10 protein-coding genes are annotated in these 15075 nt (G+C 67.3%); 5 read left to right on the forward strand and 5 right to left on the reverse strand.

Features of this window, described 5'->3' with window-relative positions:
- Positions 1 to 85: 85 nt before the first annotated feature.
- The gene (locus EV650_RS33255) at positions 86 to 1453 is read right to left on the reverse strand and encodes an MFS transporter (RefSeq protein ID WP_134123127.1); all 1368 of its coding nucleotides are present in this window, start codon (positions 1451 to 1453) and stop codon (positions 86 to 88) included.
- A 161-nt stretch (positions 1454 to 1614) separates the two neighbouring features.
- On the opposite strand from EV650_RS33255, the gene EV650_RS33260 reads away from it, so the two are divergent.
- Positions 1615 to 3756: an MMPL family transporter gene (locus EV650_RS33260; protein WP_134123128.1), complete on the forward strand. Its 2142-nt coding sequence runs from the start codon at positions 1615 to 1617 to the stop codon at positions 3754 to 3756.
- 108 nt (positions 3757 to 3864) lie between these two features.
- Here the strand turns inward: EV650_RS33260 and EV650_RS33265 are convergent, their stop codons facing one another.
- Positions 3865 to 6861: a helix-turn-helix transcriptional regulator gene (locus EV650_RS33265; RefSeq protein ID WP_166678369.1), complete on the reverse strand. Its 2997-nt coding sequence runs from the start codon at positions 6859 to 6861 to the stop codon at positions 3865 to 3867.
- Positions 6862 to 6964: 103 nt separating this feature from the next.
- Between EV650_RS33265 and EV650_RS33270 the strand changes: the two genes are divergently transcribed.
- A complete protein-coding gene (locus tag EV650_RS33270) occupies positions 6965 to 8401 on the forward strand; it encodes an Nramp family divalent metal transporter (protein WP_134123130.1) in 1437 nt (478 codons plus the stop codon).
- Between the two features lie 84 nt (positions 8402 to 8485).
- Here EV650_RS33270 and EV650_RS33275 read toward each other — a convergent pair whose 3' ends face one another.
- Both EV650_RS33275 and EV650_RS33280 read right to left on the reverse strand, forming a co-directional pair.
- On the reverse strand, positions 8486 to 9268 hold the full coding sequence (locus EV650_RS33275) for an aminoglycoside 6-adenylyltransferase (RefSeq protein ID WP_134123131.1): 783 nt from the start codon (positions 9266 to 9268) through the stop codon (positions 8486 to 8488).
- A gap of 67 nt (positions 9269 to 9335) precedes the next feature.
- The gene (locus EV650_RS33280; RefSeq protein WP_134123132.1) at positions 9336 to 10265 is read right to left on the reverse strand and encodes an SMP-30/gluconolactonase/LRE family protein; all 930 of its coding nucleotides are present in this window, start codon (positions 10263 to 10265) and stop codon (positions 9336 to 9338) included.
- A gap of 175 nt (positions 10266 to 10440) precedes the next feature.
- Here EV650_RS33280 and EV650_RS33285 point away from each other — a divergent pair, with 175 nt between their 5' ends.
- Entirely contained in the window at positions 10441 to 11811 is a 1371-nt protein-coding gene (locus EV650_RS33285) for a three-helix bundle dimerization domain-containing protein (protein ID WP_238174639.1), read from the forward strand.
- Here EV650_RS33285 and EV650_RS33290 read toward each other — a convergent pair.
- Entirely contained in the window at positions 11802 to 12704 is a 903-nt protein-coding gene (locus EV650_RS33290) for an SMP-30/gluconolactonase/LRE family protein (RefSeq protein ID WP_134123133.1), read from the reverse strand. The genes EV650_RS33285 and EV650_RS33290 overlap by 10 nt on opposite strands.
- A gap of 57 nt (positions 12705 to 12761) precedes the next feature.
- Here EV650_RS33290 and EV650_RS33295 point away from each other — a divergent pair, with 57 nt between their 5' ends.
- The gene (locus tag EV650_RS33295) at positions 12762 to 13208 is read left to right on the forward strand and encodes an Lrp/AsnC family transcriptional regulator (protein ID WP_238174640.1); all 447 of its coding nucleotides are present in this window, start codon (positions 12762 to 12764) and stop codon (positions 13206 to 13208) included.
- 65 nt (positions 13209 to 13273) lie between these two features.
- A complete protein-coding gene (locus tag EV650_RS33300; RefSeq protein ID WP_134123134.1) occupies positions 13274 to 15061 on the forward strand; it encodes an acetyl/propionyl/methylcrotonyl-CoA carboxylase subunit alpha in 1788 nt (595 codons plus the stop codon).
- Positions 15062 to 15075 lie beyond the last annotated feature (14 nt).

The following is a 15075-nucleotide window of genomic DNA, read 5'->3' on the forward strand; positions in this document are numbered from 1 at the left end:
GGCCGCACCTCCACTGCACCCGGCCGGGCGACCGGATGCAGGGTGGTTGCGCACTGCAAAGCGCAGTACGGGCAGTGGGTAGGGATCACACGCGCTCCTGGCTGAGCGGGCCGCCCTTGCGGAGGTAGCAGAAGTACGTCACCGCGAGGCAGACCACGTAGAAGCCACAGAAGACATACAGCGCAGGCACCAGCGAGCCGAAGTTGCTCGTCGACATCGCGAAACCACGCGGCACCAGGAACCCGCCGTACGCACCGATCGCAGAAGCGATCCCGATGCAAGCCGCCGCCTCCCGCCGCGCCCGGCCCGCGTCGTTCGGCGTGGTCAGCCGGAACACCGCCGGGATCATCCGGTACGTCGAACCGTTCGCCGCACCGCTGGCGACGAAGAGGAACAGGAAGCTGATCAGGAACGCGGCGAAGCTGTTCGCGTTCAGCGAGACGATCGCGGCGAGGATGCCGAGGCCCATCACCACGAACGAGCAGACCGTCACCCGGGCACCGCCGACCATATCGGCGAGCTTGCCGCCGAACGGTCGCGCGAACGACCCGACCAGCGCGCCGAGGAACGCGATGTGCGCCACCGTGATCTCGGGGAACGTGGTCTTGATCAGCAGCGGGAACGCCGCCGAGAAGCCGATGAACGAGCCGAACGTGCCGATGTAGAGGAACGAGATGATCCAGGTGTGCGGCCGCTTCGCCGCGGCGATCGACGTACGGAACGACGAGTTCGCCACCGACAGGTTCGCCATTACCTTCCAGGCCCAGAACGCGGCCAGGACGATCAGCGGGATCCACAACAGCCCGGCCCGATCCAGCGCGAGACCCGTCCCGGCGACGATCACGATCGGCACCACGAGCTGAACCACCGCGACACCCAGGTTGCCGCCGGCCGCGTTGATGCCGAGCGCGAAGCCCTTCTCCTTCTCCGGATAGAAGAACGAGATGTTGGTCATGCTGCTGGCAAAGTTGCCGCCACCGGCTCCCGCGGTCGCCGCGACCAGTGCCATCACCCAGAACGGCGTACCGGGCTGGGTGATGAAGTAGGTCAGGCCGATGGTGGGGATCAGCAGCAGCGACGCGGACACGATGGTCCAGTTCCTGCCGCCGAACTTCGGTACTGCGAACGTGTACGGCAGGCGCAGCGTCGCGCCGACCAGACTGGGGAGCGCGACCAGCCAGAACAGCTGGTCGGTCGTGTAGGTGAAGCCGGCCTTGGGCATCGACACCACGACGATGCTCCACAGCTGCCACACCGAGAAGCCGAGAAACTCGGCGAAGATCGAGGGCCAGAGGTTCCGCCGCGCTACCGCACGGCCCTTCCCGGCCCAGAATCCTGCGTCCTCCGGATCCCACACATCGATCCAGCGCCCGCGCCGCGGCACCTCGACAGTGCCCACAGCACCGGTCTGGTCGCGCGGAGTGACGACCTCCGGGCCTGCTTCGAGCGTCATCGTGCGTCTCCGATCGTCCGACCTGACTGATTAGGCCAGGACGCTATGACCGGGGTGTTTCCACGTAGTCATCTTGTTGTTACGTCGCCGAAACGGGTCCCGCACACCCCTCGCGGGGTGGTGAGAGATCGCAGGTACTGTTCCAGCGTGCGGAGTCTTTTATGAAGGGGTGGATGTGGCGGGCAGGCATCGCCGCCGTACTGATCATCTGGCTCGTGCTGGGGTCGCTCGGCGGTCCCGCTGTGGGGAAGCTGAGCGAGGTCCAGCAGAACGACAACGCCAACTTCCTCCCGAAGCAGGCCGAGTCGACGGTGGTCGCCAACGAGGCGAGCAAGTTCGTCGACTCCAAGGCCCTGCCGTACTTCGTCCTGGTCGAGCGCGACTCCGGGATCACCCAGGCGGACCGGGACAAGGTCAAGGCGTTCGCGGCCGGTCTCCCGAGCCTCGACATCGGTAACGGGAAGAAGCTCGGCGAGTACCTGACCGCTCCGATCGCTCCCGCGACCCCGTCTGAGGACGGCAAGGCGCTGCTGCTCACCGTCCAGACCAACGGCGACCGCGCCGACGAGGTGGTCAAGCAAGGCACGACCGTGCTGTTCGCGGTCGCGGACACGCTGCGGACCAACATCAAGCAGGACCTCACACCGACTGGTCTGCAGGTCTATGTCACCGGTCCGGGCGGGGTGTTCGCGGACTTCGTCGTCGCGTTCAGCGGGATCGACGGGATCCTGCTCGGGGTCGCGCTGGCGGTCGTGTTCGTGATCCTGCTGATCGTCTACCGCAGTCCGATCCTGCCGGTCGCGGTTCTGCTCACCGCGGTCTTCGGCCTCGCGCTCGCCGCGCTGGTGGTCTATCCGCTGGCGAAGCACGGCGTACTGCAGCTGAACGGCCAGAGTCAGGGCATCCTCTTTATCCTCGTCGTCGGAGCGTCGACCGACTACTCGTTGCTGCTCGTTTCCCGCTACAAGGAAGAGCTGCACGACTACGAGAGCAAGTACCAGGCGATGCGGGTCGCCTGGCGGGCGGCGATCGAGCCGATCGCAGCCAGCGCGGCGACGGTCATCCTCGGTCTGCTCTGCCTGCTGCTCTCCAAGCTCGGCAGCACCAAGGGCCTCGGTCCGGTCGGCGCACTCGGCATCGCCGGCGCATTCATCGCGGCGATGACGTTCCTGCCCGCGATCCTGCTCGCCTTCGGCCGGCGGATCTTCTGGCCGTCGATCCCGCGCGTCGACCACGTCCACTCCAGCGACCAGGTCGGCGGGCGGCGACTCTGGGGCCGCGTCTCCGGGCTCGTCGGCCGACGAGCCCGCCGGGTCTGGGCGATCACCGCGCTGGCGTTGCTGGCCTGCGCGGCGTTCCTGCCGACGTTCAAGGCCAGCGGTACGTCGCAGGAGGACCTGTTCCTCAACAAGGTCGAGTCGGTCACCGGTCAGCAGCAGCTGGCCAAGCACTTCGACGCGGGTGCCGGTACGCCGGTGGAGATCCTGACCCCAGTCGCACAGGTGGACCAAGTCATCCAGACCGCGACGAAGGTCGACGGCATCGGTACGGCGTCCGCCTCAGTGGCTCCCGGCGTACCGCCGAAGGTTGTCGACGGCAAGGTCCTCGTCCAGGCCACCCTGAAGGTTCAGGCCGACTCACCGGACGCGACCAAGGTCGTCAAGCACCTGCGGTCCTCATTGGACTCGGTCAGTCCGGACATCCTGGTGGGCGGCAACACGGCGATCAACCTCGACGTACTGGACGCCGCGCAGCGCGACCTGAAGGTGATCATCCCGACCATCCTCGCGGTCATCTTCGTCGTACTGATGCTGCTGCTCCGCTCGCTGGTCGCCGCGATCCTGCTGGTGATCGCCAACGTGCTCTCGTTCGGCGCGACCGTCGGCGTCAGCGCGCTGATGTTCAACCACGTCTTCAAGTTCCCCGGCGCCGACCCCGGCATCCCGCTCTACGCCTTCGTCTTCCTCGTTGCCCTAGGCATCGACTACTCGATCTTCCTGATGACGCGCGTCCGCGAGGAATCCCAGGAACACGGCACCAGACCCGGCATCCTGGTCGGCCTGGCCGTCACCGGCGGCGTCATCACCTCAGCCGGCGTAGTCCTGGCCGCCACCTTCTCCGCCCTAGCCGTCCTCCCCATCCTCTTCCTGGTCCAAATAGCCTTCATGGTCGCCTTCGGCGTCCTCCTAGACACGACCGTCGTCCGCTCCCTCCTCGTCCCCTCCCTAGCCCACGACCTCGGCAAGAAGGTCTGGTGGCCCAGCAAACTGTCCCGATCCGACGGCGCCAGAACTCGGGACTGACGACAGGAAATGGGGGCTAGACACCTGATATTTCCTGTCTCCAGCCCCCGGCACCTGTCCACACCCACGCCAACTGGACGGGCGGAGCTGGCGGGGCGTTGGAGATGCTCAGGGCTTCCTGAGGGAGGCTAGTTCGGTGCGGTTGGAGACGCCTAGTTTGGTGTAGACGTGGGCGAGGTGGGTCTTGACCGTGCCGCGGCTCATGAAGAGGCGTTCGCCGATTTCGGGGTTGCTGAGGCCTTCCACCGCGAGCGCGACGACCTGTTCCTCGGTCGGGGTGAGGCTGGCCCAGCCGGCGGACGGTCGGCCGCGGGATCCGCGGGTACGGCGGGCATACGCGACGGCTTCGTGCAGCGGGAGCGGCGGCTCGTCCGACGTCGGCAGGTCGGGATGGTCGGGTGGCGTAGCCAGACCGAGATTGGCGCGGGCGGCAGCTGCGGCAGTGGCCAGGCGGGTCGCGTCCGCAGGACGGTTGGTGTGATTTGCCAACAGGGCAAGAGATTCCAGGCTCTCGATGGTGTAGGTGCGCAATCCGTGGTCAACCCGGATGGTCAACGCCTGATGCAGCAGGTCCGCCGCATTCTCCGGCTGCGTGGTGATCGCGATCCGGCCTTGCTGGTCGAGTGCGTCGGCGAGGATACGTGGGAGGTTGTAGCGGCGCGCCAATTCGACGGCGCGTTCGAGTACCTCGGACGCGTCACGGCCACCGGCGCGCAGGGCAGCCGCGACCGACGGCAGCAGCATGGCGGGTACGAACGTCTCAGCGAGCGGACCGTCCGCCGCGGTCTCACGGGCCGTCCACTCGACGGCCGCGTCGTACTCACCGCTCCAATAGGAGATCAGCCCCATGACTTGCCCGAGGTTCGACACGACCGCACCCGCGGTCTCGGCCAGCTCGAGCAGCGGCCGCATCAACTCGCGCGCGTCGTCGAGTCGGCCGGTGCGCGCGAGCATCGTCGCCAGCTGTCCACGTGCGGTTCCGACGCGGTGGAAGTCAGCCAGTGGTTCTGCCGCAGCGAGGGCCCGCTCGGCGACTTCGACCCCCTTCGACGGTTCGCCGGTCGACATCAGGCTCTCGGACCACACGGTCAGCACAGTCGTCGCGATCCCGCGTTCGCCGCTGGTGATCAGACCGTCGGCGGCGCGATCGATCAGCGGCCGCAGCTCATCATGCCGGTCCCACAACGAAAGCAGGACGCACTGCAAGGCGATGTTCGCGTTCCGCGCCTGCTCGTCGTCCCCCGCCAGCCGCACCCCCTCGGCCGTCAGGTCCCACGCCTTCTGGAAGTCCGTGAAGAACTCGCCCACGGCAACCAACGCAAGGAAAAACGAGCGCAACCGGTCGTCACCCAACTCCGTCGCAAGCTCGAGTCCGCGACCGGCCGCGTCGTACCCGAACGGATCGACTGTGTCGGCAACGGTCGCGTAGCCGTAGAGCAAACGGGCCTGAAGCAACGTTCGGTCGTCGGGCGCGAGCTCGATCGCGCGGCGCAGATAGCCGATGCCCTCGTTGCCCGTCGCCTGCAAGTTCCACAACCACCTCAGCGCCGCGGCCAACCGCCGACCGCGGTCCGGGTCCTCCGCCGACAGCCCGTACTCGAGAGCGGCCCGGAAGTTCTCCCGATCCGGCTCGATCAGCGTCCGCCAGGCGTCCCGATCCTTGTCCAGCAAGGGTTCCGCGGCCTCGGCGGCTCCGAGGAAATGGTCGAGATGCCGATCCCGTACATCGTCGTCTGCCGTCAACCGTGTTCCGGCGTACTCGCGGATCGTCTCCAGCAACCGGTACCGTCCGCCCTCGGCGACAACGAGCGATTTGTCGACAAGCCGCGCCAGGATCTCGAGTACGCCGCCTGGGCCGCAGACCGCCGTGGCTGCGTCCAGGGCGAACCCGCCCGCGAAGACCGCGAGCCGCCGGAAGACCTGGCGTTCGTCCGGATCGAGCAGGTCGTGACTCCACTCGATCGACGCAGCGAGGGTCTGCTGCCGGGCCGCGACGCCGCGAACGTTCTTGGTCAGCAGGCCGAACCGGTCGCTCAAGCCGGCCTCGATCTGCTCCGGTGTGAGCGTCCGTACCCAGGCCGCCGCGAGTTCCAGCGCGAGCGGCATCCCGTCCAGCCGAACGCAGATCGACCGGATCGCCTGCTCTGACTCGGGAAACTCCGAGCCGGCCCGCTCGACGAAGAGCGCCCGCGCCTCGTCCGGAGCGAGCGCGGGCACCCGCCAGATCGCCTCACCGGGAAGGTCCAACGGCTCCCGGCTCGTCGCCAGCACCGAGATCTCCGGGCATCCGGTGTGCAGCGCGAGCACGAACTCCGCGACGCCGTCGATGATCTGCTCGCAGTTGTCCAAACAGATCAGCGCTCGTTGTGTCCGCAGTTGGCCGATAAGAAGCCGGTCCCCCGACTCCGCCAGGAGACCGATCGCGGCTGCGACCGCGTCTGGGATCTGGGTGCGGTCCGTGACCGCCGACAGGTCCACCCACCAGACGCCGTCCGGCCAGCGCTCGGCCAACTCGGCCGCGGTCTGCGCCGCCAACCGGGTCTTCCCGCTGCCACCCGGACCCGTGAGGGTGACGAGCCGGCTGCCGGAGAGTTGGGTCCGGAGCGCGGCGACCTGGGTACGGCGGCCGACGAAGCTGGTGAACATCACCGGGAGGTTGTTCGGCACCTGGTCCAGCGAAAGCAACGGCTCGGTCGTCGCGGTGAGTTCGAAGATCCGCTCCGGCGATCCGAGATCCCTTAAGCGGTGTACGCCGAGGTCGGCGACAGCCATCCCGGCAGCAGTTGTTGCTGTTAGCAACGTCTGGCCCGGGTTCGCGATCGCCAGCAGTTGCTCAGCATGCCGGACGGCCGGCGTTATGGTTTGCCCGGTGTGCAACGCGATTCGAAGGAGTTCACCGGCGGGGACCTGGGATGCCGCCTCCCGGAGCTCCTGCGCCGCGGCGATCGCGTCGGCCGGGTCGTCGTACACGAGCACGGGCCAGCCGGCATCCCGGCGTACCAGCTGCTCTCCCGGAAGTTTCGCGGCCAGTCCAGCCAAGCGTGCGTACGCCGGTGCGCTCGCGGCCCCGGCATACGACGCGGTAAGAACGGTCACCCCACCCATGCCGGTCAGTGTGCCATTCCCCTGTGTCCACTGTGTCGGGTCGCCGTTGTCGACAGTATTCGTTAACCTCCGGGGCAGGGGGTCGAGGAGAGTGAGGAGCCTGATGGCAGACACCACGTCGACTGACCACGGACGATTCGCACTACCGACCAAGAATCTGCCCGCACCGCAAGTTCGCGACCTGCCCGAGCCGCCCGCCAAGACCTGGAAGATCATCGGCCCCGGCATGGTCGGCGCCGGGGTGGGGCTGGCCTCGGGTGAGTTCATCCTCTGGCCGTACATCTCCAGCCAGGTCGGACTGGTGTTCCTCTGGGGCGCCGTCGTCGGCGTGGTGGTCCAGTGGTTCCTGAACATGGAGATCGAGCGGTACACGCTGGCAACTGGTGAGACAGCGTTGACCGGCTTCAACCGGTACGGGAAGCATTGGGGCCTGTTCTTCGCGATCATGACGTACTTCGCGAACCTCTGGCCCGGCTGGGCGACGAGCTCGGCGTCGATGCTCACGTACCTGTTCGGCGGCGGCGACCCGCGCTGGATCGCGATCGGCATGCTGCTGCTGATCGGGGCGATCCTGACCTTCGCGCCGGTCGTCTACGTGATGCTCGAGCGGCTGATCGCGGTCAAGATCGCGGCCGTCGCGCTGCTCGTCGTACTCGCATTGATCTTCGCGATCCGCGGCAAGACCTACGGCGCACTCGGCGACGCAGTCACGCACCCGCAGTTCCCGGCCGACCAGCTCGGGTTCGCGCTGGTGATGGGCGCGATCGCGTACGCCGGTGCGGGCGGCGGGCAGAACCTTGTCCAGAGCAACTGGATCCGGGACAAAGGTTTCGGCCAAGGTCTGCACGTGCCGCGGCTGACCTCGCCGGTGACTGGCGAGACCGAGGCCGACCCGACCGCCAACGGGTACACGTTCACCCCCGACGACGCGAACCTGGCCCGTTGGAGGCGCTGGTGGAAGTTCGCGAACATCGAGCAGGCCGCGACGTTCGTGGCGATCACCGTGATCACGATCGTGTTCACGTCGATGCTGGCCCACGCGACCCTGTTCGGGAATCCGGACGTCAAGAACAGCATCGGCTTCCTGAAGATCGAGGGTACGACGCTGCAGACGGTCGTCGGCGGCTGGTTCGGCTACCTGTTCTGGGCGATCGGCGCCTTCTCCCTGTTCGCCGCGGCGGCCGGGATCGTCGACTACACGTCCCGCCTGTCGTCGGACATGATCAAGGCCCGCTACCTCCGCGAGTCCAAGATCACCGAGTCCAAGCTGTACTTCTGGCTGGTCTGGGGTCTCGTTGCCTTCGGCATCATCGTCCTGCTGGCCGGCCTGACTCAGCCCCTGGTCCTGCTGGTCATCTCCGCCTGCACCGCCGGCACGATGATGTTCGTGTACTCCGGCCTGCTCTGGTGGATGAACTCCCGGGCCCTCCCCCGCGCCATCCGCATCACCCCCTGGCGCACCGCAGTCCTCGGGTTCTCCTTCCTGGCCTTCGGATTCCTGGCCGTCTTCACCCTCATCGACCAGCTGAAGAAGCTGTAGGCGGACCGCCATGCATGCAGAACCCCGGTTTGGGCGGCCCAAAACGGCCTTCCGACGGGGTTCTGCCTGCGTGGAGATGCAGCCTCAGCCGAGGAAGTCGACGGCGGCTTCCTCGGCGGCGGTACGTCGTACCACCTGAACGCCGCTGCGCTCCCGGACCGTGCGGTAGACGTCGACCGTCGCCTGCAAGGCGCGCAGGCAGTCGGCGCGGTCGGCGGTCGCGACGGTCTCTCGCAGCGCCGGCCCGAGCTCCGGTGCGAGCGTTTCCAGCCGCCGTACGCCGGCCGGCCGCGTGGTCCGCCCGATCCCGGCCAACGGCGCAATCGAGATCGACCGCATCGCGCCGAGACTTTCAATGGCCTCGAACAACTCACCCCGGGCGATCTTCACCGCGACGTAGTGCACCCAGACCCAGAAGCGATCCTCGATCCACTGCGCATCCGGCTGCGGCCACTGCGCCGTGGACTCGGCCCGAACCCGCTCGACAGTGTCGTCCCGCTGCCACAACACGAGCCCGTCCTCGACCCGATCGCGATAGCCGTCGGGCGTCACGAACTTCAGATCGACATGCACCAGCGGCGGCCCGAACAACGCGATCAACAACCGCGGCTCACCGACATGCTCCCCGGTAAAGCTCGCCAGCAGCGGACCCAGCCGCCCCGCAAACTCCTTCGCCTCGGCGAGGCACTCCGGCTGCCCCTCCGCCGTACAAACCAGCACCAGATCCAGATCCGAATACTCATCACCGGTGCCCGAGGCAACCGATCCCCCGACCACCACCGCAAGCACCCGCGGATCCTTCTCCGCCTCGGCCACCACATTCTCCGCAAGCACCCGCAAATGCTCCGGCACGCCGACCAGCTCCACACTTCCTCCTAAATCAGGTCAGCAGGCCATCATCACCCACACCCCACGCCGAAGCGACTGATTTAGGTCAGTGACTGGGCCCGTACGCCTCCGGTGCGCCGTTCGCCGTGGTGTAGAGGGAGTAGACGGAGGTGGTGGCGGTGATGAAGAGGCGGTTGCGTTTGGGGCCGCCCCAGGTGAGGTTGCTGACGGTTTCGGGGACCAGGAGTTTGCCGAGCAGGGTGCCGTCGGGGTGGTAGACGTGGACGCCGTCGGCGGCGGAGGTCCAGACGCGGCCTTGGGTGTCGAGGCGGAAGCCGTCGAAGATGCCGTTGCCGCATTCGGCGAACAGCTCGCCGCCGGAGAGTTTGTCGCCGTCGACGGTGAAGACGCGCATCGTGCCCTCCTCCGAGTCGGAGATGTAGAGCAACGACTCGTCGGGCGAGAACGCGAGCCCGTTCGGGCGGTTGAAGTCGTCGGCGACCCGGGTCAGCGCGCCATCCGTGCCGACCCGGTACACGTGACACCCACCGGTCTCGATCTCACCCTTGTAGCCCTCGTAGTCGCTGTCGATCCCGTACGCCGGATCGGTGAACCAGACCGAGCCGTCGCGCTTCACCACGACGTCGTTCGGGCTGTTCAGCCGCTTCCCGCCGTACTCGTGGGCGAGCACCGTGACGCCGCCGTGGTGCTCGGTCCTGGTCACCCGCCGGTTGCCGTGCTCGCAGCTGACCAGGCGGCCCTCGGTGTCGCGGGTATGGCCGTTGGTGTTGCCGGCCGGCTGCCGGAAGACGGAGACCTGGTACGACGTTTCGTCCCAGCGCAGGATGCGGTCGTTCGGGATGTCGCTCCAGAGCAGGTACCGACCGGCAGCGGAGTACACCGGGCCTTCGACCCAGCGGCCGCCGGTCCACAGCCGCTCGAGCCGGCTGTCGCCGCGGGTGCCGGCGAACCGGTCGTCCAGCTGCTCCCAGACGGCCGGCGCGGTCCCTGCCAACGGCTCGAGAATTCCGGTCATCACGACTCCTCGCGAACTCGGCTGCAAACGCTTTCGGCCGAGCCTATGTGGTTCTCCCCGACCGCGCCCCCAGACGCCCGCCGGTTGGACCTCTGGGCCGGAAGGATGTGCGTGGCGCCGAACGGGGGCGCAGAGTACGGCGCCGGAGTCAGACACCGTGATGTGGAGACATCCTTTGACGCTCGACACCGTTCGCGAAGAGAAGGCGATCGAGAACCTCACTCGCCGTCTCAACGACAGCTTCGCCGACATCCATACTCCCGAAGAAATCGAAAATGCCGTGGCGGCGGCTCGCCGGCAGTTCGAGGGGGACCGGGTCCGCGACTACGTCCCGATCCTGATCGAACGCATGGCCCGCCAGGAACTCACCCCGCAACCCGACCCAATCACGATGGAAGACCCGCCGACCACCCAAGCCGGACCCGACAGTCCGCGCCGACGCATCCCGATCGCCCTCCCGGCCGCGGTCGCCGGAGTACTCGTGCTCGCCACAGTCGCGACCGTCCTCGTCGTCCGCAACGGTGACGACGTACAGGCGCAGACCCCGTCCGGCCCCATCACCCTCAGCGGCGTGATCGGCTCCGAGAAACGCGCTTTCTTCGAGGATCCCGACGTCAAGGCGGCCCTGGCCAAGCACGGCTTCGAGGTCAAGGTCGACACCGCCGGCTCACGCGAGATCGCGACCTCGGTCGACCTGAGCAAGTACGACTTCGCGTTCCCGTCCAGCACCACCGCGGCGGAGCGGATCCTGCAGCCGACCTCCGGCCGACCGACCGTCAGCGGCAAGAAGTACTCCGTGTTCTCGTCGCCGATGGCGATCGCGACCTTCCAGCCGATCGTCAACCTGTTGTCCGCGAGCGGCATCGCCAAGCAGATCAACGGCACCTGGTACTTCGACGTTCGCAAGTACGTCGACCTCGCGCACGCCAACTGGCGGTGGACCAACGTCCACGGCAACACGACGTACCCGGTGAACAAGCGGATCCTGATCACCACCACCGACCCGCGCACCTCGAACTCGGCGGCGATGTTCCTGTCGATCGTCAGTTATGTTGCCAACCACAACAGTGTGGTGCAGAGCGAGGCGGACGAGAAGAAGGTGCTGCCGCTGGTCGCGCCGCTGTTCGTCAACCAGGGCTACACCGACAACTCCAGCGAGGGACCGTTCGACGACTACCTGTCGCTCGGGATGGGCAAGTCGCCGATGGTCAACATCTACGAGGCGCAGTTCGTCGAGGCCGCGGTCGAGCACAAGCTGAAGCCGGGCATGGTGCTGATGTACCCGTCGCCGACCGTGCAGTCCAAGCACACGCTGATCTCGCTGAACGCGAACGGTGAGAAGCTCGGTGAACTCCTGTCGACGGACCCCCAGCTCCAGCAGCTCGCGGCCCGGCACGGGTTCCGGACCACCGACGCGTCCCAGTTCGCCAACGTGGTCAGCCAGAACAAGGTCCCGGTCGCGAAGGACGTTATCGACGTCGCCGACACCCCGACGTACGACACCCTCGAGCGTCTCCTGGACGCGGTCTCCAAGTCCTACCGCTGAACGTTCGACAGCCACGACCACACGGACGTGGTCGCAGTCATGAACAAACGGTTGCCCTTGGCACCGCCGAACGTCAGGTTGGACATGACGTTCGGCAGTAGCAGCTTGCCGATCAGAGTGCCGTCCGGGTCGAAGCAGTGCACGCCCTCGTGCGTCGCCGCCCAGACCCGGCCGGCGCCGTCGAGCCGGATCCCGTCGAACATCCCGGCCTCGCAGTGCGCGAACACCTCGCCGCCGATCAGCTTCTCGCCGTCCACGTCGAACCGGCGGATGTGCTTGGCCGGCGTATCGACGACGTACAACTGCTGCTCGTCGTGGGTGAAGGCGAGACCGTTCGGGCGGATGAAGTCGTCAGCAACCACCGTTAGCACGCCGTCGGGCGCGATCCGGTAGACGTGGCAACCATCGATCTCCTGCTCGGCGGCGTGACCCTCGTAGCTCGAGGTGATGCCGTACGGCGGGTCGGTGAACCAGATCGAGCCGTCGCTGTGTTCCACCACGTCGTTCGGACTGTTCAGCCGGCGGCCGTCCAGGTGGGACGCGAGGACCGTACGGCTGCCGTCGTACTCCGTCCGCACGACCTGGCGATCGCCCTGCGAGCAACTGATCAGCCGGCCGACGCGGTCGATCGTGTTGCCGTTGATGTAGCCGGACGGCTCACGGAACACGCTGACGTGCCCGGAGACCTCGTCCCAGCGGAGCATCCGGTCGTTCGGGATGTCGCTGAAGAGCAGACAGCGCCAGGCAGGCGAGTACGCCGGTCCTTCGAGCCAGCGGCCGCCGTCGTACAGGCACTCGACGTACTCGTCGCCGGCGACCTTGGCGAACCGCGCGTCGAGCACCACCAGCTCGGCCCGGATCCGCGGGAGAGTGTTGGTCAGAGTGATCGTCATGCCCAAACCATATCCTGCTATCGTCAGCTTCGACAGAATGAGATTTGGATTCGGGTGATGATGACCATAGATGATGTGGACCGCAAGCTGCTGGCGGCGTTGCAGGAGGACGCCGGGCAGTCGTACGCCGCGCTCGGGCAGATCGCCGGGTTGTCGGCCGGATCGGCTCACGAGCGGGTCCGGAAACTGAAGTCGGCCGGCGTGATCCGGCGTACGACGGTCGACGTCGACCCGGCCGCGCTCGGTCGCGGCGTACTCGCGTTCGTCCTGCTCGAGTCCAACGCCTGGATGGGCGATTCCCGGGAGGCGCTGCTGGCCATCCCGGCGGTCGAGGAGGCACACATCACCGCCGGCCCGGCATCGGTTCTGGTGAAGGTCCGGACGACAACCACCGAAGACCTGCAGGCGACCTTGCGCGCCCTCCACCAGGTGGACGGCGTGACCAGCACGCAGACAGTCGTCGTACTGGAATCCTTCTTCGAACGCCAACCCACCGTGGTGTGAGCAACGCCCTGTCTCACCGGAGGGCTGCTTGACCCTAGACTCGGGCCAGCCGAAGGGAGTCAGCTGTGTCCGACAGCAAGCAGATCACCAAGGTGCTCGTCGCCAACCGGGGCGAGATCGCCGTCCGGGTCGTCCGCGCCGCCGCCGACGCGGGGCTGGGCAGCGTCGCGCTGTACGCCGACCAGGACCGGGACGCTCTGTTCGTCCGGCTGGCCGACGAGGCGTACGCGCTGGATGGATCGACACCGGCCGACTCCTACCTGAACATCGAGAAGATCCTCGACGTCGCGGCCCGCTCCGGTGCGGACGCCGTACATCCCGGCTACGGCTTCCTGGCCGAGAACGCCGCCTTCGCCCAGGCCGTGCTGGACGCCGGGCTGATCTGGATCGGCCCGCCGCCGTCGGCGATCGACTCGCTCGGCGACAAGGTCAAGGCGCGGCACATCGCCGAGAAGGTCGGCGCACCGCAGGTCCCGGGCACGCCGGACCCGGTCGCCGATGCCTCAGAGGTGATCGCCTTTGCTGACGAGTATGGGCTGCCGATCGCGATCAAGGCGGCGTACGGCGGTGGTGGGCGCGGGATGAAGGTCGCGCGCACGCTGGAGGAGATCCCGGAGCTGTTCGAGTCGGCGACTCGCGAGGCTGTCAGTGCCTTCGGTCGCGGTGAGTGCTTCGTCGAGCGGTACCTGGACAAGCCGCGGCACGTCGAGACCCAGTGCCTGGCCGATGCCCACGGCAACGTTGTCGTCGTCTCGACGCGTGACTGCTCGCTGCAGCGTCGGTACCAGAAGCTGGTCGAGGAGGCGCCGGCGCCGTTCCTGTCGGACGAGCAACTGGAGACGCTTTACAAGTCGTCGAAGGCGATCCTGCGCGAGGCGGGATACGTCGGGGCCGGGACGTGTGAGTTCCTGGTCGGGCAGGACGGGCTGATCTCGTTCCTCGAGGTGAACACGCGGCTCCAGGTCGAGCACCCGGTGTCGGAAGAGGTCACCGGGCTGGATCTGGTCCGGGAGATGTTCCGGATCGCCAACGGCGAGGAGCTCGGGTACGACGACCCTGCGGTCTCGGGGCACTCGATCGAGTTCCGGATCAACGCGGAGGACGGCGGGCGTGGGTTCCTGCCGGCTCCGGGGACGTTGACCCGCTGGCATGCGCCGTCTGGTCCCGGCGTACGGCTGGATGGCGGTTACGACCAGGGCGAGACGGTGCCGGGGGCGTTCGACTCGCTGATCGCGAAGTTGATCGTGACCGGTCGCGATCGTCAGCAGGCGCTGGAGCGGTCCCGTCGGGCGCTGCGTGAGTTCGTCGTCGAGGGGATGCCGACTGTCATCCCGTTCCACCAGGCGGTTGTTTCGGATCCTGCCTTCGTCGGGACCGACGGGTTCAAGGTCCACACGCGGTGGATCGAGACCGAGTACGACAACCAGCTCACGCCGTACGACGGCCCTCTCGCTGACGCACCAGAGGACGCCGAGCGGGAGAAGGTGACTGTCGAGGTCGGCGGCAAACGACTCGAGGTCGTCCTGCCCGCCGGTCTGGGTGCGATGGCCGGCGCGACCGCCGGCACTGGCGCTGGCGCTGGCGCGAAGAAGAAGCCGTCCAGGCGGGCCGGCAGTGCGAAGAGCTCGGCCGCCTCGGGCGACTCGCTCACCTCGCCGATGCAGGGCACGATCGTCAAGATCGCCGTCGACGAAGGCGCGACCGTTGCCGAGGGCGACCTGATCGTCGTCCTCGAGGCAATGAAGATGGAGCAGCCCCTTAACGCCCACAAGTCCGGCACCGTCACCGGCCTCAGCGCCGAGGTCGGCGCCACCGTCTCGGCCGGCGCCACCATCTGCGAGATCAAAGACTAGGCCTCGGCTGGATT

Source organism: Kribbella kalugense, from assembly GCF_004365875.1.
In the GTDB taxonomy this organism is placed as follows: Bacteria; Actinomycetota; Actinomycetes; order Propionibacteriales; family Kribbellaceae; genus Kribbella; species Kribbella kalugense.

Bases quoted from the DNA above. Each gene is read 5' to 3' on its own strand.
- EV650_RS33265 (WP_166678369.1), bottom strand. From the start codon at position 6,861: ATGGGTGGGGTGACCGTTCTTACCGCGTCGTATGCCGGGGCCGCGAGC.
- EV650_RS33290 (WP_134123133.1), bottom strand. From the start codon at position 12,704: ATGACGATCACTCTGACCAACACTCTCCCGCGGATCCGGGCCGAGCTG.
- EV650_RS33260 (WP_134123128.1), top strand. From the start codon at position 1,615: ATGAAGGGGTGGATGTGGCGGGCAGGCATCGCCGCCGTACTGATCATC.
- EV650_RS33280 (WP_134123132.1), bottom strand. From the start codon at position 10,265: ATGACCGGAATTCTCGAGCCGTTGGCAGGGACCGCGCCGGCCGTCTGG.
- EV650_RS33255 (WP_134123127.1), bottom strand. From the start codon at position 1,453: ATGACGCTCGAAGCAGGCCCGGAGGTCGTCACTCCGCGCGACCAGACC.
- EV650_RS33295 (WP_238174640.1), top strand. From the start codon at position 12,762: ATGATGACCATAGATGATGTGGACCGCAAGCTGCTGGCGGCGTTGCAG.
- EV650_RS33270 (WP_134123130.1), top strand. From the start codon at position 6,965: ATGGCAGACACCACGTCGACTGACCACGGACGATTCGCACTACCGACC.